We start from the raw sequence: 19,169 nt of genomic DNA, 5'->3' as shown, positions 1-19,169 counted from the left end.
AGAACCGGCCGAAAGCTTTGGGACGATGGCACTCGAACTCAGAAACGTAACCAAGCGCGTCGGCGCCGACCTGCATATCAAGGAGACCTCGCTGGTCCTTGAGACGGGTCACTTCAATGTCCTGCTTGGCGCCACCGGCGCGGGCAAGACCTCGCTGATCAAGATGATGGCCGGGCTCGATCCGGTGGCCAGCGGACAGATCCTGATGGACGGTCAGGACGTGACCGGGCAGAGCACTCAGAAACGCAATATCAGCCTGGTGCACCAATTTTTCATCAACTACCCGCATATGACGGTGTTCGACAACATCGCCTCGCCGCTCAAGGTGGCGGGCCTGGCGAAATCCGAGATTCAGGGCCGGGTGGAACATGCCGCCGATATCCTGAAGCTGCGCCCGATGCTGCACCGGCGCCCGCACGAGTTGTCGGGCGGCCAGCAGCAGCGCACCGCGCTGGCCCGCGCCATTGCCAAGGAAAGCCGCGCGGTGTTCCTGGACGAACCGCTGGCCAATCTCGACTATAAACTGCGCGAGGAGTTGCGTGACCAGTTGCCCGAGCTTTTCGCCGGCCGGGGCGCGGTGGTGGTCTATGCCACATCGGAACCCGAAGAGGCGCTCTTGTTGGGCGGACATACCGCGCTGATGGAGGATGGCCGGGTGACCCAGTTCGGCCGCACCGCCGAGATCTATCGTGATCCGGCCAATGTGCTGGCGGCACGGGTGTTTTCGGACCCGCCGATCAACACGGCCGAGATCGTCAAGCAGGGCGATACCGCCCGCATGGGCACCGATGTCACTTGGACTCTGACCGGCGCTGCTGCCGGTCTGGCGGACGGGCCATACATGATTGCGATCCGGCCCCATCACGTGTCGCCGGTCGCCTCGCCCGAAGCCACCGTCACCCTGTCGGGGCGGGTACAGGTGACCGAGCTGTCCGGCTCGGAAAGCTCGGCGCATTTCGACACGGGCAGCGGCAGCTGGGTGTCGCTGGCACCGGGCGTTCACCCGTACCGGGTGGGCGAAATGCATGATTTCCATATGGATCCATCGGCGGCTTATGTGTTTGCTCCCGATGGCTCCCGCGTGGCGTGAGGCGCAGATGGCGAAAATTACCCTCTCCAAGCTGCGGCACAGCTATTACCCGAACCCGAAATCGCCCGACGATTACGCGTTGAAGGAGATCGACCTCGACTGGACCGATGGCGGCGCCTATGCGTTGCTGGGGCCGTCGGGCTGTGGCAAGTCCACGCTTCTCAACATCATCTCGGGCCTGCTGGTCCCGTCCGAGGGGCGGATCCTGTTCGACGGGAAGGACGTGACCGAATTGCCGCCCGACAAGCGCAACATCGCGCAGGTGTTCCAGTTTCCGGTGATCTACGACACGATGACCGTTTACGACAACCTCGCCTTTCCCCTGCGCAACCGGGGCCGGGACGAGGCCACGGTACGCGAGCGCGTGACCGCGATTGCCGAGATGCTGGAACTGTCCGACCTGCTCGACCGCAAGGCCGCGCATCTGAGCCCGGACAACAAGCAGAAGATCTCGATGGGGCGCGGGCTGGTGCGCCAGGACGTCAACGTGGTGATGTTCGACGAGCCGCTGACCGTGATCGACCCGCATCTGAAGTGGAAGCTACGCTCCAAGCTCAAGGAACTGCACCAGCGGGTGCGGGCCACCATGATCTATGTCACCCATGACCAGACCGAGGCGCTGACATTCGCCGATCAGGTGGTGGTGATGCAAGAGGGCGAGGTGGTGCAGATCGGCACCCCGGTCGAACTGTTCGACCGGCCCGCGCATACGTTCGTGGGCCATTTCATCGGCTCGCCCGGCATGAACATCCTGCCCGCCGACGTGTCGGATGGGGTGGCACGGTTCGCCGGTCAGGCGATCCCGCTCGAAGGGCCGATCACCGCCGCGCCCGGCGCCCGGACCGAGATCGGCATCCGCCCCGAATTTGTCTCGCTGGGACAGTCCGGCCTGCCCGCGACGGTCACCAAGGTTTCGGATGTGGGGCGGCACACCGTGGTCGAATGCGAGGTCGCGGGCAGCCGCGTCAATGCCATCGTCAGTGGACCCGGCCCTGAACGGGGCGCGATGGTGCAACTGGATTTCCGCCGCGACCAGACTCGGCTGTATGCCGATGGCTGGCTGGCGACCGAGGCCGCGGAGGGCGCCGCATGAAGACCGAAAATCAAAAGGCCTGGTTCTTTGTCCTGCCGGTGTTGTTGTTGGTGGCGTTCAACGCGCTGATCCCGATGATGACGGTGGTCAATTATTCGGTGCAAGAGACGTTCGGCGACAACCTGTTCTTCTGGCAGGGGCTGGGTTGGTTCGAGCAGATCCTGCGCTCGGACCGGTTTCACGCGGCGCTGGGGCGGCAGTTCCTGTTCACCTTCCTGATCCTGATCATCGAGGTGCCGCTGGGCATTGCCATTGCGCTGTCGATGCCGCGCAAGGGGTTCTGGGTGCCGGTCTGTCTGGTGCTTATGGCCCTGCCGATGCTGATACCGTGGAACGTGGTAGGGGCGATGTGGAACATCTTTACCCTGCCAGATATCGGCCTGTTGGGCTATTTCCTGAACCATGTCATCGGCATAAACTATGACATGACGCAGGATCCGCTGGCGGCCTGGATTACCATCGTCACCATGGATGTCTGGCACTGGACCTCGCTGGTGGTGCTGCTCAGCTATGCGGGCCTCGTGTCGATCCCTGACGCCTATTATCAGGCGGCCAAGATCGACGGGGCGTCGAACTGGGCGGTGTTCCGGTTCATCCAGCTGCCCAAGATGAAAACGGTTCTGACCATCGCGATCCTTCTCAGGTTCATGGATAGCTTCAACATCTATACCGAGCCTTTCGTGATGACCGGGGGCGGTCCCGGCAACTCGACCACGCTTCTGTCGATCGACCTGGTCAAGATCGCGCTGGGGCAGTTCGACCTGGGTCCGGCGGCCGCGATGAGCCTGATCTATTTCGCCATCACCCTGCTGGTCAGCTGGCTGTTCTATACGCTGATGACCAAGGACGACCTGAACTGAGGACGACAGATATGCAGAAACGAACCCTCGTCCCCATCGTCTATATCCTGTTCCTGATGCTGCCGATCTATTGGCTGGTGGCGATGAGTTTCAAGACGACGAACGAGATCCTGGCCGGGTTCTCGCTGTTCCCGCAAACCTTCACGCTGGAGAATTACCGGGTCATCTTCACCGATCCGACCTGGTATTGGGGCTATATCAACTCGATCGTCTATGTGACGATGAACACGGTGATCTCGGTCGCGGTGTCCCTGCCGGCGGCCTATGCCTTCAGTCGCTACCGGTTCCTGGGCGACAAACAGTTGTTCTTCTGGCTGCTGACCAACCGCATGGCGCCGGCGGCGGTGTTTGCATTGCCCTTCTTCCAGCTCTATTCGGCGGTGGGCCTGTTCGATACCCATCTGGCGGTGGCGCTGGCGCATTGCCTGTTCAACATCCCGCTGGCGGTCTGGATCCTCGAAGGGTTCATGCGTGGTATCCCCAAGGAGCTGGACGAAACCGCTTTTGTCGACGGCTATTCCTTTCCCCGCTTTTTTGCCACCATCTTTGTCCCCTCGATCAAGGCGGGCGTCGGCGTCGCGGCCTTTTTCTGCTTCATGTTCTCGTGGGTCGAGATGCTTTTGGCCAAGACATTGACCGCAGTGGACGCGAAACCCATCGCCGCCACCATGACCAAGACCGCGTCCAGCGCGGGGTATGAACTGGGTCTGCTGGCGGCAGCTGGGACATTGACGATCATTCCGGGCGCGATCGTGATCTGGTTCGTCCGCAACTACATCGCCAAGGGTTTTGCGATGGGGAGGGTGTGATGTTTTCATGGATGGCCTGGACATGGCCCACCGCGCTTTTGTTCATCGGCATCTTCAGCGCCATCGGGGTGCTGGTGGTGCTTGAAATCCGGCATCCGGGCGGCGATGCCCGCAAGGGGGTGCTGGGTCTGACCACGACCCGGGGCGACCGGCTGTTCATCAGCCTGTTGGGCAGCAGCTATATTTTCCTCGCCTGGCTGGGCCTTATGGGCCCGCCGCTCTGGGTGCCGCTCGGGCTGGCACTGGCCTGGGGCACCTTCTGTTTCTGGAAGGTGTGAGGACCCGCCTGCTAAGAAAATAGTTTTCAACCGCCTCTTCAGCCCCTAGCATGGATCGGAACAAGGACGATGCGGAAAACCGAGCCGATGGCGCGCAAACAGGAACGCTCCCTGCTGACCGAGGTCGAACTGGAATTCATGACCGTGGTCTGGGAAATCGGCAGCGGTACCGTGCGTGATATTCTGGCCGAACTGAACAAGGCGCAGACCCGCGCCTATACCTCGGTCGCGACGGTATTGAAGATCATGGAGCAGAAGGGCTTTCTGACTTCCGAGCGGCATGACCGCTCGCTTGTCTACCGCCCGGCCGTTCCCAAGGAAGACTACCAACGAACGACACTCAAGGACCTTTCGAGCAAGCTTTTCGACGGCGCACCGGCGGCATTGGTTGCCCGGCTTGTCGACGACGAAGAGGTGACGGACGACATGCTCGAAAGCATGCGGGCCTTGCTGAACGAAAGGTTGGGGGACAATGGACGGTGAAGTTCTTCTCAATGCCTATCTCGATCTGAATCTTCTGCTGGTCGCGGGTGTCGCGATCTGGTCGCTGCTCCGATGGGCGGTGATGAAAACCCGGCTGGGCACTGCCTATCTGCCGCAATTGCGGCTCCTGAACGGGCTGACCGTTCTGCTGGTGGCCTCGCCGTTGCTGGCGCTGATGATCACAACCTGGATTGTCGCCCATCCCCCCAATATCCCGGATTTGCTTGTACGGCAGTACCTGCACGGCAATGTCGGTCTCAGCGCCAGCCAGTTCGAGGCCCTGCTGGGTCTGCGCGAGGATATGGTTCGTGCGCTGCTGGCACAGCACGAGGTCTGGACACAGGTCGTGGCGATTGCCTTTCTGGCCGGTGCGCTGTTCTGTGCGCTGCATATGGGCCTGTCGGTGCTGCGGCTGACCCACAGCCTGCGCGGCGCCCATCTGTGGAAACGCATCGGACGGGTGGAACTCCTGATCAGCGACACCGCCCGCGTTGCCTATTCGACCCGCGGGGTGCGCAATCGCTATGTGGTGCTGCCCTCGGCGCTGCTCGAGGCGCCTCAGGACCTGCGGATGACCGTCGCACACGAGTTGCAGCATTTCCGCCAGAGTGACATCGAATGCGAGTTCCTGCTTGAACTGCTGCGCCCGCTGCTGTTTTGGAATCCGGCCTTTTTCCTGTGGCGTCGCCAGGTGCGGATGCTGCGGGAATATGCCTGTGACCAGGCGTTGATGGTGCGCCCGCATTTCGACATGCGCGCCTATTGCGAGTGCCTGATCCGGGCCTGCCAGGTGGCCGCGCAGAACCCGGTGCTTTTTGCTCGCACCACCCCCACGGTGGCCCTGGTGGACCGGCGCGAGACGCGCCGTCCCTCGACCCTGCAAAGCCGCATCGTGGCGCTGACCGCCACCCGCCAGGATACCGCCGGGCCTGGGGTCTGGTTGCTCATTTCGGGGCTGCTGATGGCCTCGGTTCTGACGACGATGCTGGTCATGCAGCGCTCGTCGGACTGGAGCCATGACCGCATCATGCTGTCGACCATCGTCAATCTGGAACGCATGGCCCAGCGCAATGCGACCGTCAGCAGCCCGTTCCAGGGTGGTTTCGTGGTGGCGACGGACTGAGGTGGTGGTCCGGCCTTGGGATTTGCGATTCAGCTTGGGCTGAAAACCGTCTAGGCTGTCGCAGATCTGAAACCGGAGACCCGTGATGAAAGCCGTCCTTTACCGCGCCTTTGGCGCCGCGCGCGATGTCCTGCAATTGGAGGAACTTCCCGCGCCCCGGCCCGGTCCGGGCGAGGTGCTGGTCGATGTCGCGTTCTCGGGGGTGAACCCCTCGGATGTCAAGGCGCGCGCGGGTGCGCGCGCTGGCGTCACCGAACTGCCCTATCCGGCCATCGTACCCCACAGTGACGGGTCCGGTGTAATCCGTTCGGTGGGCGACGGGGTCGATGCCGGCCGGGTCGGCGAACGGGTCTGGTTGTGGAACGGGCAATGGGGCCGCGCCATGGGGACCTGTGCCGAACAGATCGCGCTGCCCTCGGAACAGGCGGTGCCGCTGCCGGAGGGGGTAAGCCTTGAAACCGGTGCGGTGCTGGGCATTCCCGGCCTGACGGCGGCGCATGTGGTGTTCTCGGGCGGCCCCGTCAATGGACGGACCGTGCTTGTTCAGGGGGGCGCCGGGACGGTGGGCTATCTTGCCGTGCAACTGGCGAAATGGGGCGGCGCGCGCGTTATTGCCACTGCAAGCACAGGCGCGACCGAGCGCCTGCGGGCGGCGGGCGCGGACGCGGTGCTGGACTATGCCGATCCGGATTTGGCCGCGGCGGTTCTGGCAGCCAATGATGGTGCCCCCGTCGACCGGATCGTCGAGGTGGAATTCGGCGCCAATGCCGAGGTGGACGCCGCCGTTATCGCGCCGAACGGGCGCATCAATGCCTATGGCTCTGCGCGAGTGATGGCTCCGGTCCTTCCTTTCTACCCGCTGATGTTCAAATCGGTGACGCTCGAAACGGCGCTGGTCTACCTGCTGGACGCCACCAACCGCCATGCCGCGATCGATCGTGTCCATGCCGCGCTGACCTCCGGCGCCCTGTCCTGCCCGATCCAGGAAACCTTTGATCTTGATGCGACCGCCGCCGCGCATGAGGCGGTTGAGCGGGGCGCGCGCAACGGCGCCATTCTGGTGCGGACCGGTGGTTGAACCACGTCCACGAGGAGGGATCGAAAAATCGTGAGCGGTGCCGAAATTTTTGCCCCAAACCTCTTGCGCAGCCTTCCGAGGTTGCGTAGATAGCCGCTCACTGTTGGGGTGTAGCCAAGTGGTAAGGCAACGGTTTTTGGTACCGCGTACCGTAGGTTCGAATCCTACCACCCCAGCCACCTTCATATGCATAAACAATATCAATTACTTACTTCGGTTAGCGCGCTGCCCTTGTAGCAGCAATTATAGCGGCGCACTAGCTTCTGGATTTTGTTGCACTAGGTTCTGGACGAAAATTTTCCCGCTCGTCGTTTCCTGACATCTAACCGCTCGCAAAAAAGCCGCCCTCATCGGGGCGGCCTTCTCATTTGGCGGTGCCCTGCAGGGTCAAAGGCCCCGGATTGTCCTGGCGGCGGTCAGGCGGGCCTGTGCCCGGTCCAGCATCTCCTGCGCCTCGAGGAGGATCCCGAAGGCCCTGTTCTGGTTGCCGCCCTCCATGGCCATGGCAGCTTCGGTCAGTCCAGCACCCAGGCCGGTGACGTCGGAGGCTGCCCCGTTCAGCAGGGCTGCGATTGTGGCGGCGGTTTCGTGGTTTTCCATGTCTTGTCTCCTCGCTCCGATGACATCGACATAGGCGATGAATTCTGGATTGGAGCGCCCCCGAGATTGCTCTTTTCGCCCCATTTGAGCAACGGTTCAATCCGGTTTGCATGGTACTGTGAGCTCTTCTATCCGACCGCCCAAAGCGGGCTGATTGATGGTAGGATAGCCCGCTTTTGACCGCCATTGTCCGAAAGCTGCGGGATTTCAGAGACGACGACGGTTCCCGACCTGCGGCGCAAAGCGGACGTCAACCAGCCAAGCGGCGCTCCAGCATAACCCGGGGAACGGCAAGATCATCCGAAATAACCAAGAGTTCGTTCGCCTTTCTCTTCGTTTGAACGGAATAGGTAACATCGAAGGTGTACATGGCTCGCTCTTGGTAAAGACGCCGAATTTCGCCCGTATTGTCATACGTCACGATCCAAGGGCGATCGAGTGACTGGACCGCGGACGAGAGTGCTGCATGGTCCGATGGTTTATAGAAGCTCGTATACAGGCTCGACCCTTTTTTGAAGTAGGGAGGGTCGACACAGAACATGGCCTTAGCGGGCAACTGTTTGTCTATGGTGACGAGAAAGTCTAAAGCGTCCAATTTGGTTAGAAAAATTCGTTCTTTGTACTTCGCTACTCGTTTGATACGACGCTCCAGATCTTTCTTGTTGAAGCGACAGTCAATCTTATAGTTGCCACGCTGTTCCAGCCCGCCGATAACGCCTGCGCCCTTAATGATGCCAGAGCGGTTGGTCCGATTGAGATAGAAGGCGGCAAAACCAAGCCTAAGAGGATCGGATGCGTCCTGGTCTAGGTAGATATCCCGCTGTTGTAGCCATTCTTCGATCGTTAGCTCGGCACGACGAACTGCTTCTATGAGTTCGTCCGTACGATAAAGAACACTGTGCCAGAACGACCAGATGGAAGGATCGACATCGTTTACGTGAACCTCTGATACATTTCCGTTGAACAACAGGGACAACGCCAAACCACAACCCCCAGCGTAGGGTTCTACATATGGTCGTCTCTCCAAGCTGTTTTCGCGCAGAATGGCAGTCATCAGGCCGTACATACTGGATTTTCCACCCGGGTAGCGAAGGGGAGACGCAGTCCTGCCCATTGCTAGGCCATCTTCTTCAGGCAGGCGAGAATGACCGGTTGCAAAGTTTCCATGTCATTTACGATCTGTGCTGAGTCGAAACTGGCGGCTACCGAGTGGTGCTTAGTAACGTTTCCGAAATCAGCAACGCGTCGCAGCGCCTCCACATGAGCGTTTAGCTCTTTTCCTTTTCCAACTCCTAAATCTGTTAGTCTCCCTTTGTTCAAGAAATCTTTGAACGGTATGGTATCTATTCTTCCCATCGAGGCTGTTAGGCTTTCAAAAAAACACCAGATCCCGACCGAGATCAGCGGAGTGTGATGTTCAACTTTGATTTTACAGATCGAGTAGTAAAGTGACCCGAGTTTCTGCGATCCTAGGCCCTCTAAAGCCTCGAGTATCTCGCCATTCTGGACAACATATTCCGGACGCTTCGGACGTGGAGGCGCACCCTTTGTTGACGATCCATCTGAGGTTTCAGATGCTTTGCCATCGCTGTCTGAACTGGTCCCTGAGCCCGAAGCAGGCCATTCGATCGGCTCGGGACGGATTCGAGTCGTTGTCACACCAGGAAGTTGCTGTAGCGAACGGGCAAAACCATCGATTTTTGCTTTGGGCGCCTGAGAGCCTAGCGCCTTGAGTTTTGCCTCTTTGAGAACCTCTTTGAGTACCGTTTCGAACTCTTCGAGCGGCCGTGTTCCCTTCAACTCTTCCGCTCCTTCCGAAAGGTCCAGCCCTAAGGCCTCCGCGACCAACACGTTCCCTACGAGTCGAGCCATGTGAGAGAAGTTGCCCTTGCGGTCCTCTGGAATCATCATTCCTCTGGAAACCGCATAGTCGAAGAGCTTTTGCGCAACGATGTTTCGCCTTGAACCGCTGAATCTGGTCTTCTGTTCCGCAGTCCATTGCCTTCGTCCTATACCCCCTTGAGCCCCGTCGTGGATACGCCGAAGCCAGTGCTTTCTTCGCTCCGGGTTCAAAATGACTACCGCGTCTATTTCGTCGACAGGCAGCCATTTGTCGGCATATTTCTCGATAGCAGAACGAACGCGAGCCGGTGCCCGGTCAGGGTCATGGAGGAGCTTCAAGGCGCATACTCTGCGGTTCCCTTCGGCGACAATAAATGCCGTGTCGCCGTCGATATCGTTGAAACTAAGGCCCTCGTCGACCGGATACACAATCAGGCGTTCAGCTGGGCTAATCCCGTATGCCGCAATATCCCGCGCCAATGCGTCGACGTCTTCACTTTTGCAAAGACGGTCAATAGCTTCCATCTCATCGTCGACTTCATCATGCCGTGGATTGTCGGTAGCGAGGAACAGACGATCCAGCTTTACGGTGATCTTCAATTCGTTCGATTCTTTCACCAGACCCTCCATCGAAAAATTCCCCGAGTTATGTCGTAGATCGATGATGTCGACAAGAGAAACACCCTCGAAAGCCAAGCGTATTCTGAGTCATTACGGTCTACAAAATGTTACTAATCAGAAGCTCGCGCCGCTCCCCACGGGCAGAAGCTTTGCGGGCGACGGTGTAGGAGGCTGACACCTCGGTGATCTGGAAATCGGCGAACAGCTTTCGGATCTGGGGCACGTCATTGATCGACATCAGCACCTTGCCCTCGGCCGCGCCCATGAAATCCGCCAGGTGCTCGAAATCCTCCGGCGCGAACATTGCCTTGCCATAGTCGTTTTCACAGCCCCAATAGGGCGGGTCCATGTAGAAAAGCGCGCCGGGCCGGTCGTAGCGCGCCAGGAACTCGCCATAGGGCAGGCATTCGATCACCACGCCCGAGAGGCGGGCATGCACGTCTTCAAGCATGGGTTCCAGCGTGGTCAGGTTGAAACGCGCCGGCCGGTCGGGCGACACCCCGAAGTTGCGGCCCGAGACCTTGCCGCCAAATGCGGTGCGCTGGAGGTAGAGAAAGCGTGCTGCGCGCTCCAGATCGGTCAGGGTCTCGGGGCGGGTGCCGACGAGGCGCTCGAACTCGACCCGCGTGGTCAGCTGGAACCGCAGCACCTCGAGGAACTGCGGATAGTGGCGCTGCAGGATGCGGAACAGGTTGGCGATGTCGCGGCCATAATCGTTGATCACCTCCGAGCGCGGCCGCATCGAGCGGCGCAGGAAGATGCCGCCCATGCCGACGAAGGGCTCGGCATAGAGGGTGTGCTCCGTGTGGTCGAGTATGGCGCAGACCCGCTTTGCGAGGTTGCGCTTGCCGCCCAGCCAGGGCGCCACCGGATCGGTACGGGGTACGGGGCTCAGGGACATGTCAGCTCCTTTCTGAGTGCGCGGTACGCATGTGCCGCAGCCAGCGGGACCACCCCGTTACCGGCCGCAGCGGATCGGTCCAGTTCACAGGCCAGCCCATCAACAGGTCGGTAAAGGCTGGGTTTAAGGCCAGGCCATCGGTCGAGTGTTTCGCCCCACACCCGAAACTCACCCGGACCCGGTGCGAAGAGGGGAAGGGCGCCGGCGTCCAGCCGCTCGCGATCAGGATGTCCCAGAAAAGGGTCCAGGCGCTGGCCGCGTTCTTGATGCCGATCTGGCTGCCGGCCTGGTTCAGATCGGTCTGGAAGCGCAGCCCCTCCGGGCCCACCTGGAGGCAGGCCCGGTTGCCCGAGCCCTTGTAGGTCGGCGTGGGCCAGGATGAAGAGACGGTCGCGCCGGTGGCTTGCGCCGATTTCAGCCGCCGGTTGGATGCGCGCAGCAACGAGATAGCCCATGCGTTGAAGGTCTCGAACGACGTCTCGGAGACCCAGGGTGAGATGGCCGGGGACGTTCTCGAAGAAACACCATTCGGGCTGCACTTCGCCGATGATCCGGGCGACCTCGGGCCAGAGGTGGCGGGGGTCGTGTTCGCCCTTTCGAAGGCCCGAGAGGGTGAAGGGCTGGCAGGGATAACCGGCAGTGACGATATGAACGCGGCCGCGCCAAGGGTGGCCGTCGAAGGTTCTGAGATCGTCCCAGACAGGAGCCGGAGCCAGGGACGCGTCCGCCATCCGCGCCACGAGAGCGGCCGCGGCGAAACCGTTTCGCTCGACATGGCACACACAGCGATATCCGGGCTCGGCGATATGCAGTCCGAGATCCAGTCCTCCGACACCGGCACAAAGGCTGAGGCCGCGTAATTCGTCATGTCGTTGGGGGGTACGAAGAGCCACACTTGGGGTCCTTTCCGTCGCACTCTTGGCGCTTGGGTTCAGGGCTCTTTGGTGGCCTCAGGGTGTTGTATGTGCCGCAACGCGGGCACTTGATCTGGATCGCGCCGCTCAGGGCGTTCTCCTCCATCTTGAGTAGCAGGCGGGCACATTTGCCGCAACGCTGTTCAGTGTTCATTAACCGGAATCACCCGAGGCTCGCCGCTGGACGCGGCCTTGAGTGGATTGGGGTCGGCGGGGTCAGCTGTGGAAGGATTGGCCCCGTGCCGGGGAGGGCTTGCCCCCCCGGCCGTTCACCGCATCAGACCGTCACGCCCATATTCAGCATGAACCAGCTGGCATGCGCCCTCTCGGCGGCGATCTCGGCCGCACTCAGCACCCGGTTCCACAGCCGGAAGATGCTGATATCGCAGTGGCCGAGATATTGCGCATAGCTCGACCCGATCCGCACGAACCGGTCGGTCGGGAACCGCAGGGCGGTGCTTGCGGAACTGGCGGTCAGGCCCTGGGTATGATCGGTCATGGTGCTGACCGCGGCTTCGGGAACCGTGAAGGTGTAGAGCGCGGGTGCGGCGTGGTTGGCGGTGGTGACCGCCGCGTGGCCGAAGTCGTGATTTTGGACGGATGTGCCCCGGCCCGCACCAAATCTCGTGGCGCCAGCGGTGGTAATACGCGCATAGAGGCCGTAGGTGGCGGCCGCCGTGGCCTCGTCGCGCGGGGTGCCCGTCCAGGTCCCGAAATATCCCGGCTTATGCGCATCGTCCGCAAGCGTGTCGGCGGTCGAGGCCACCATCAGGACCGTGCAGACGCGCGGTTCGATGACCTGGGTCTGGATGAAGTTCGACTGGCTCGTGAACCGCGCGGCGGTGCCGCCCAGGCTGAGCGGGATGGAGCCATAGAGCGCCGCGTCGGGCTGTCCGGGCGCCAGGTTGCGCTCGAAATAGCCCTCGGTCAGGGCGCAGAAGATGTGGCTCGAGGCCAGCCCCTCCTGGACCGGGTTGAGGTGGTGGCCGGGTTTCTTGACGAGGCGGTCGGACCGGATAAGCGAAGCCATCAGATTACTCCTGCTGCTGCGGCGGCGAGATAGGCCGCCGCCATTTTGAATTCGGCGACACGGGTGCCGTCGGTGGCGTGAACGGGATCGGCGATCTGGCGCATGGTCGCGCCGGTATGGGCATCCGCGAGGACAAGCGAGGGGCTGAGATCGTAGCCCGCCCCATGGGCGACGGCCCAGGTCGGGGCCACCCGCACCTTGCCGGTGCCGGCATTGGCGGCGGTGGCGTCGGCGGCGGCCTTGATCAGGCCCTTGATCGCGGGCACGTAATGGCTGGTCCAGATCTGCGAGCGCGCGAATTCCTCGGCGGCGCCGGGCAGGAAGGTGACGATAGGGGCGTCGGGGTACGAGGCGAACCAGCGGTCGAAGAGGTAGCGATACTCGTCCATCAGATGTGCGAGCATCACGCTGTCGCCGCAATCGCGGATGTCATTGGTGCCCAGTGCGGCGGCCAGCACCCCCGGCACGGCCAGACCGAACCGGGTGATGTAATAGCCGGGATCCAGAACCTGCCCGTTGCGCTGCGCAGCGGCGGGCTCGCCCGAAGGGTCACGCAGCCAGCAGTTCTTCAGGCGCTGGTTTGCCTCGCCGTCGGCGAGATAACCCGCCTCGCCACCGGGGGCGAGCGGCGAGACCCGGCTTGTGAACTTGTAGGTGAAATCCGCCAGCGCATGGCCGGGCTTCGCCTCGCCCGCGATGCCGGGCAGGACGGTGACGCCATCCTCGGGATCAATCTCCGCCTCGCCGGTGAGCGTGCCGATCCAGTTGGGGGTGTAGCCCCATTTCTGGAGGAAGTAGTCGAGAAGCGCGCCGGCATAGTGGCTGGTGCTGTCGCCCAGCAGCAGGATGTTCGGGCTGAGTGCTGCGCCGGGGGGATTGGGGGCGATATGCAGGCTCACGGCCTGTTCGCCATAGCGCGCGGCCGGGCGCGGATCGTGCAGGCTCACGGTGGCCCGGTAGCCCAGGCTCGAGAAATCGACGCGGACCCCGGAGCGGCTTTCGAACTGCTCGCCGGTGGCGCCGCTCACCAGCAGGCGGGCATCCATGGCGCGATCCTCGATCAGCCCCTTGACATGCAGGCCGAAGGTGACCCCCGCGACGCCGCAGAGATAGGGGGGCAGCAGTGGTGGCGACAGGGCGGGGGCGGGCGGGGACAGGTCCTCGGTGAAATGATTGGGATCGACGAAGGCCGAGCGTTCGTCCGCGCGTTCGGCGAGAAGGCCCGCGCCGCGGATCACATCGTCGCCCACCGCGAAGGCCTCGAACCCGTCGTCATCCACCACCCCGAAATGCAGATCGGACCCGTCGAGCCGGTCGAGGACGGACAGCTGGGTGTTGAGCGTGTCGATCTGGCCCTGAACGCCCGACGCGTCCTCGACCTGGGTCCAGGTGATCGGGTCGGTGCCGGGGGTCGCGCCCGAGACGGCGGCGATCCAGCCGGTGCCCCCCAGCGTCGCGCCGGCCAGGACCAGGGTGGTGGCCCAGGCGGTCTCCGGGGCCTCGTCCATATCGGCGGCCCGGCTCCAGGCCCCGGCCGCCGACACCCAGATACCGTTCTCGACCGGGTTGGTCTGGGCGCGGACCAGGACCCGCGAGGCGGCGGTGAGCACGCCGTCGATGCTCTGTTCGCCCGCGAGCGCGATATTGGCGGTGGTCGCGCAGGCGACCGGGTCCTTGGGGTTGGGCGATCCGGGGTCGCGGCCTTCAAGCTCCGCGACGCGGGCGAGGAGATCGTCCTGTTTGGTGGCGATGGGACCGGTTGCGGCCAGCTGCGTGGCCAGGTCGGCCACGAGCTGACGGCCGGTGCTGCCATCCTTGTTGACCATCACCTCATCCGCCACCGCGATCGAGGGCAGATTGGTTGTCGAGACGCCTGCGGACATGTTGTACCTCCTGCTCAGAGAATTGTGACGGCGAAGGGGCCGGCCAGCGGTCCCGGCAGCCCTTCGTCGGTTCGGGTTTCGGCGTAATAGGCGTAGCGGCCCTGGCTCACGGCGGCGGCCGAGGCGCGGTAGAGAACGGCGCGGGAGAGGCTGCCGTCGAAGGCGGCGGGCGCATCGAGGGCCAGCCCGGTGGCGCCGGCGGGTGCGACGAACTCCTGATGGGTGAGACCGGGCTCGGCGACCGCATCCCCCAGCAGCGGCGCGGGGGCGATAAGCTTCGGCGTGAGTGCGCCGGCCGCGACGGTGGCCAGATCGAGGCTCAGCCGATAGGTCGCCCCCGCCTCGAGGCTCAGGGCCTGGCTCAGATCACCGGCGCTGCCGGGCGCATGCTGGGCGACACCGCCCGATAGCGACCAGCCCGGCCCCGGCACCCAGCCGGTGCCGTCGAACCCCGAAAGCAGGTTCTGCCGGGTGGCATCGCCATCGACATAGCTCACCGATGACCCGACAGCACCGGTGACCGGCTGCGGCAGGGCATGGGCCACGCGATCCAGGACCGCGCCATAGGGCACCCGGAACAGCTGAACCTCCGATGCGGGCGCGGCGGGCATCGCCAGCGTGATCACCGCGTGGCCCGGCCCGCCGGTTACCATCACCGAGGCGGGATCGAGGGCGGGCGGCAGCTGGTTGGCGCCGCCGCCGACAATCAGAGGCAGGGTCGCGGTGGTGGCGCTTTCGGTGCCATCGACGGCCACGGCAACCGCGCGCAACTCGATTGCGGTCCCGGTGAGATATCCCGCAATGCGTCCGCCGCCTTCGGCCGAGGTGAAGGCGGTCGAGGTCCAGGCGCTCTCCGGCGGGGCGCGGTGCTCGACGCGGTAGCCCTGGAGCGCGATGGGGGATTGTCCCGGTCGCAGCATCACCTCGACGGTGGTCTCGGCCGGTTCGGGCTCCTGGCCCGGTTCCTCGCCGCCGCTATAGACGGCGCGCGAGGTGATCGAGACGATGCGCGGGGCATCGGGTACCAGGGCGCCGGTCACGATCGGCGTGCCGACGCGGCCGATCCAGTCGTCAGGAACCTCGGCGTCGGTCAGCTCATCGATCTCCGGGGCGGCGGCAACCATGTGCAGGATCGAGGCCGTGTTCTGAGCGGCTTCGACCCCCTTGACGCGCAGCGCCAGGCTGACCGAGCTGAGCGGGCCGAGATGCACCAGGTCGCCCGGCCCGGGCACCGGCCCGTCGCCCGGTACCGTCAGGACGCGGGTCTCGGGTTCCTCGATGCGGATCGGCTGGACAATCGAGCTGCCGACCAGGTCCTCCTCGTCTGCAAACAGGCGGAACCGGATGCCATCGGCACCTGCGGGGACCGGTTCGTCAAGCTCGATCATCCGCTCGGTGACCGACAGGACCCGCGCCGCGATCTGGCTGCGATCGAGCACGTCGAAGGAGCCCATCACCTGGTCACCGCGCGTGATCAGCCGGGCGATGCCGCTTTGCGTGGCGGTGAAGCTGTCGGCGCGATAGATCAGCTCGTACATCCGCCGGCGGGCTTCGATCCAGATTTCCCGGGGCGAGGTCTTGCCGGGCAGGCGGATTTCCTCGGTCAGCGTGATCGGCCCGTCATGGCCGGGCCAGGGCACGATGCGTTCGGCCTGTTTGAAATCGTTCGTCTCGTCGAAAAACGTGACCCGGAACCCATGCGGCGGCTCGAAATAGGTGCGCTGCCAGCTGAACTGCGCACTGTTGCGCGGGCTGATATGATCGATCACCGGGGCGCCAGGGCGATCTATGGTCATCGACCAGCGCAGCCCGTCATGGCGCGGCGTCGCCCGGCCGGCGCCGCAAATCTCGCGCAGAAGATCGCCCAGCGACAGGCCCGTCTCCACGACGCGGTCATAGCTGAGCCCCTTCTGTTCGCACCACTGGTACCAGTCGAGCAGCTCCTCCCAGTCGATCTCGGCGTCGGTGGCGGGAAAGGGGTTGGAGGTGCCCTGAAGCTCCGCGACATAGGCGGCGGCGGGATTGCGCGGCAGGCCCTCGGTCCAGGCGGCACCGTCCCAGCGCCGGGCATATCGCTGCGCCATGCAGTTGAGATTGTCGAGCGCGCCGCTCAGCTGATGCGTGGCACGGATGCGCAGGGCGATCAGGGCCAGCGGCTTGTCCATGTTGATCGGGTATTCAGGCCGGATCGACTGGATCGCCGCCAGCTGCACCAGGTCGGATACATTGGCCGAGGAACTGTCATCGGTCATTCGGGTGACCTCGATGTCCCACTTGCCCCGCGTGGGCAGTTGCCATGCGTGTTGCCGGTAGATCGGGTCGCGGCTCGAGGCCATGATGTCGAGGGTGGCGACAACCTGCCAGACGGGATCGCCCGCCAGGCGTTGACGAATGCGGACCGAGACCTGCCGGCTGGCCTGGCGCCCCTTGTCATCGACGGCAAAGAGGCCACGCGGAAACGCCAGGATCAGGTTGACCTGCTGGGTATCGGCGGCCGTCTGGCGCACCACCGGGGTTTCGGTCGCGGGGCCGGGGATGACCTCGCCGGCATCGTCGAGGGGCTGGGGCCGCACCAGCTCGATCCCCTCGGCCTCTTCCAGCACCTGGCGGGGGTAGAGGGTGATCGGATCGTCATCCGGCCGGCCCTCGCGGATTTCCATCTCGACCTCGTCATAGTCGTCGATCGAGGTCTCGCCGAGGCGGATATCGCTGATCTTTATCGGCCCCATGCCGACGCAAAAGAGCGCGTGGACAAACTGCTGGTCGCCGACGATCTCGGTATAGGAGGTGGCGGCAAAGGGCGGCGCGGTCCGGTGACGGCCATGGATGACGGGCACCGGTTCGTCCGGGCGCACCTCGTTGGCCCAGCCGGTGATCCGGTAGCTCTGGCGGTTCTTTTCCGCATCCGCCTCGGGCATCGGCACCAGCGCGTTCACCAGCAGGGCACCGACAACCGTCAAGCCGGCGCCCACCAGGGAGGTACCAAGGCTGCCCGCGATCCCCAATGCCGCGGCCAGAGGGCCGGCCAGCGCCAGGGCGGCGACCTGCACCACTACCATCAGGACCGAGCGCAGCGCGTCCTTGCCGGGCAGCATGCGGATACACGCTGAACTCTCCTGTGTCGCGGGCCACGTCTTCGGCGTCGATGGTGACGCCCAGTTCCTCAAAGTCGGCGATCACCTGGTCATCGGGTTTGACCGGTGTGCGGTCGTCGGAGCGGCCGACCCGCGCTAAGGCCCAGGCGCGGGCCGCCGCCTTCAGTTTCCCGACCGAACCGCTTCCCCGTTGAGGCTTGCGGAATAGGCCTGGTAGACGCCCTTGCGGAACCAGCTGTGTCGCATCGCCTTGCGGAAGTTCGCTTCGTTGTAGGGAACGGGATCACCCGTCATCCCCACTACCTTGCGCCAGCCCCGTACAACGTCGAGCAGGCGGCTTTGTTCCTGTTCGACGATTTCTCGGGCGCTGCGTGCCTTGACGGAGGTCTCGGTGGCTGTAAGCAGCTCGTCCTGGTCTTCGGGTTCAAACTGAATGTCGAACTCGAATTTCAAAAGCGCCCCGGCATTGTCGGGATCCGGGATCTCGACGGTCACCGGCCACCAATAGGTATAGCTGTCTGCAAGCACGAAATGGGTCATGTTACTTCACCGTGATCTTGAGCTCGTCGAGACCGGCGGTCGGACAGAAGACGAGCGGCAGGCTGTAATTGGCGATCCCGTCGGTCTGGCCCTGGGCCGGTTTTCCGATCTCGACGGCAGGGCCGGAGATTTCGACGATGTTGCCGGCCTGCGTGCCGTGAACCAGCGAGAGCGCGCCACGGGTCCGGGCGTGGGCACGGGCGAACCAGTCGATCTCGGCCATGAGCCGGGCCTCGACAACCGCCGTCCCGGTCGATTTGCGCCCGGTAATCTCCATGCTCTCGTCGCCGATCAGGAAACGCGGCGTGACCGTGTTGCCGAGATCGATCGACAGGCTTTCCGCCACGGCCGTCCAGCCGTGCAGCGTCATCACCGTGTTGGCTTTCGACACGACAAGCGGATCGGTCCAGCCCGCCCGGCTGACCGCCGGCAGGGCCGCGTCCGTGATCGTCCCCAACAGCCCCATGTAGGAGAACCTGAATACGGGGATGTTTTTCGGAGTGATCTGGAGGGACACATTCGCCCGCCCGCCGAGCAGGACATGACGGACCCCGCCCATCATGAAGTAGAGCGTGCCGCTTTCGAGCCCTGTTTCAATGATCTCGTATTCGACCTGGACACCGGCGGTGACGGTTTCGGCCAGGCCCGCGATCCGGAGCATGGAGCCGTATTTGGGGACATCGCCCGCCGCACCCGCGCCCGCCATCTCGACCTCGAACTCGAGACGTCCGTATTCTCCGGTCAGAATGATCCCCTGATGCCCGAAATACGGCAGCATCAGGTCGCGCTCGACCTCCTCGGCCTCGAGCGGGGTGTAAGAGACGTTCTTGCCGATCAGCGCGTCGCCCGCGACGGGGGCAGCCGAGACCGCATAGGTCGCTTCGATCTTGTGCAGGATCGCCAGTTTGTTCCAGTACCGCTTCGGCATG

General features: G+C 63.4%; 19 protein-coding genes and 1 tRNA gene. 9 read left to right on the top strand and 11 right to left on the bottom strand.

Annotation, left to right across the window (positions count from 1 at the left end; all coding sequences use genetic code 11):
- Positions 1-25: 25 nt before the first annotated feature.
- From AC2FLM_RS09925 to AC2FLM_RS09885, 9 genes are all read left to right on the top strand, one after another.
- Entirely contained in the window at positions 26-1,090 is a 1,065-nt protein-coding gene (locus AC2FLM_RS09925; protein WP_234137451.1) for an ABC transporter ATP-binding protein, read from the top strand.
- 7 nt (positions 1,091-1,097) lie between these two features.
- Entirely contained in the window at positions 1,098-2,183 is a 1,086-nt protein-coding gene (locus tag AC2FLM_RS09920; protein ID WP_234142840.1) for an ABC transporter ATP-binding protein, read from the top strand.
- The gene (locus AC2FLM_RS09915; protein WP_234137453.1) at positions 2,180-3,043 is read left to right on the top strand and encodes a carbohydrate ABC transporter permease; all 864 of its coding nucleotides are present in this window, start codon (positions 2,180-2,182) and stop codon (positions 3,041-3,043) included. Before AC2FLM_RS09920 ends, AC2FLM_RS09915 begins: the two co-directional genes overlap by 4 nt.
- Before the next feature lie 11 nt (positions 3,044-3,054).
- A complete protein-coding gene (locus AC2FLM_RS09910) occupies positions 3,055-3,852 on the top strand; it encodes a carbohydrate ABC transporter permease (protein WP_496857596.1) in 798 nt (265 codons plus the stop codon).
- The gene (locus AC2FLM_RS09905) at positions 3,852-4,130 is read left to right on the top strand and encodes a DUF2160 domain-containing protein (RefSeq protein WP_234142841.1); all 279 of its coding nucleotides are present in this window, start codon (positions 3,852-3,854) and stop codon (positions 4,128-4,130) included. The genes AC2FLM_RS09910 and AC2FLM_RS09905 overlap by 1 nt, the downstream gene beginning before the upstream one ends.
- Before the next feature lie 87 nt (positions 4,131-4,217).
- Positions 4,218-4,613 (top strand): BlaI/MecI/CopY family transcriptional regulator, encoded by a 396-nt coding sequence (locus AC2FLM_RS09900; RefSeq protein WP_234143020.1) that lies wholly within the window; start codon positions 4,218-4,220, stop codon positions 4,611-4,613.
- Complete coding sequence (locus AC2FLM_RS09895; protein WP_496857594.1) at positions 4,603-5,736, top strand: M56 family metallopeptidase; 1,134 nt, start codon at positions 4,603-4,605, stop codon at positions 5,734-5,736. The genes AC2FLM_RS09900 and AC2FLM_RS09895 overlap by 11 nt, the downstream gene beginning before the upstream one ends.
- Positions 5,737-5,821: 85 nt before the next feature.
- Complete coding sequence (locus AC2FLM_RS09890; RefSeq protein WP_496857592.1) at positions 5,822-6,814, top strand: NADPH:quinone reductase; 993 nt, start codon at positions 5,822-5,824, stop codon at positions 6,812-6,814.
- Positions 6,815-6,918: 104 nt separating this feature from the next.
- Positions 6,919-6,993 (top strand) — tRNA-Gln (locus AC2FLM_RS09885).
- 208 nt (positions 6,994-7,201) lie between these two features.
- Here the strand turns inward: AC2FLM_RS09885 and AC2FLM_RS09880 are convergent.
- The 11 genes from AC2FLM_RS09880 to AC2FLM_RS09830 form a co-directional block, all read right to left on the bottom strand.
- A complete protein-coding gene (locus AC2FLM_RS09880) occupies positions 7,202-7,414 on the bottom strand; it encodes a hypothetical protein (protein ID WP_496857590.1) in 213 nt (70 codons plus the stop codon).
- Positions 7,415-7,664: 250 nt separating this feature from the next.
- On the bottom strand, positions 7,665-8,528 hold the full coding sequence (locus AC2FLM_RS09875) for a DNA adenine methylase (protein WP_496857588.1): 864 nt from the start codon (positions 8,526-8,528) through the stop codon (positions 7,665-7,667).
- Positions 8,529-8,530: 2 nt separating this feature from the next.
- On the bottom strand, positions 8,531-9,874 hold the full coding sequence (locus AC2FLM_RS09870; RefSeq protein ID WP_496857586.1) for a hypothetical protein: 1,344 nt from the start codon (positions 9,872-9,874) through the stop codon (positions 8,531-8,533).
- Between the two features lie 100 nt (positions 9,875-9,974).
- Positions 9,975-10,778 carry a DNA adenine methylase gene (locus AC2FLM_RS09865; RefSeq protein ID WP_496857584.1) on the bottom strand — a complete coding sequence of 268 codons (804 nt, stop codon included), beginning with the start codon at positions 10,776-10,778 and terminating at the stop codon, positions 9,975-9,977.
- Entirely contained in the window at positions 10,769-11,671 is a 903-nt protein-coding gene (locus tag AC2FLM_RS09860) for a DNA cytosine methyltransferase (protein WP_496857582.1), read from the bottom strand. The genes AC2FLM_RS09865 and AC2FLM_RS09860 overlap by 10 nt, the downstream gene beginning before the upstream one ends.
- Complete coding sequence (locus AC2FLM_RS09855; protein WP_496857580.1) at positions 11,643-11,846, bottom strand: Com family DNA-binding transcriptional regulator; 204 nt, start codon at positions 11,844-11,846, stop codon at positions 11,643-11,645. The genes AC2FLM_RS09860 and AC2FLM_RS09855 overlap by 29 nt, the downstream gene beginning before the upstream one ends.
- A 123-nt stretch (positions 11,847-11,969) precedes the next feature.
- A complete protein-coding gene (locus tag AC2FLM_RS09850; RefSeq protein WP_496857578.1) occupies positions 11,970-12,722 on the bottom strand; it encodes a hypothetical protein in 753 nt (250 codons plus the stop codon).
- The gene (locus AC2FLM_RS09845; RefSeq protein WP_496857576.1) at positions 12,722-14,605 is read right to left on the bottom strand and encodes a hypothetical protein; all 1,884 of its coding nucleotides are present in this window, start codon (positions 14,603-14,605) and stop codon (positions 12,722-12,724) included. The genes AC2FLM_RS09850 and AC2FLM_RS09845 overlap by 1 nt, the downstream gene beginning before the upstream one ends.
- 14 nt (positions 14,606-14,619) lie before the next feature.
- Positions 14,620-17,700 (bottom strand): TipJ family phage tail tip protein, encoded by a 3,081-nt coding sequence (gpJ, locus tag AC2FLM_RS09840; protein ID WP_496857574.1) that lies wholly within the window; start codon positions 17,698-17,700, stop codon positions 14,620-14,622.
- Between the two features lie 162 nt (positions 17,701-17,862).
- Positions 17,863-18,240 carry a hypothetical protein gene (locus AC2FLM_RS09835; RefSeq protein ID WP_496857572.1) on the bottom strand — a complete coding sequence of 126 codons (378 nt, stop codon included), beginning with the start codon at positions 18,238-18,240 and terminating at the stop codon, positions 17,863-17,865.
- 1 nt (position 18,241) lies between these two features.
- Positions 18,242-19,168, bottom strand: coding sequence for a phage tail tube protein (locus AC2FLM_RS09830; RefSeq protein WP_496857570.1), 927 nt, complete (start codon positions 19,166-19,168; stop codon positions 18,242-18,244).
- Position 19,169: the final 1 nt, after the last annotated feature.

The organism is Ruegeria sp. SAZD011 (assembly GCF_059612545.1).
This window is presented reverse-complemented; position numbering and strand designations above follow the sequence as displayed.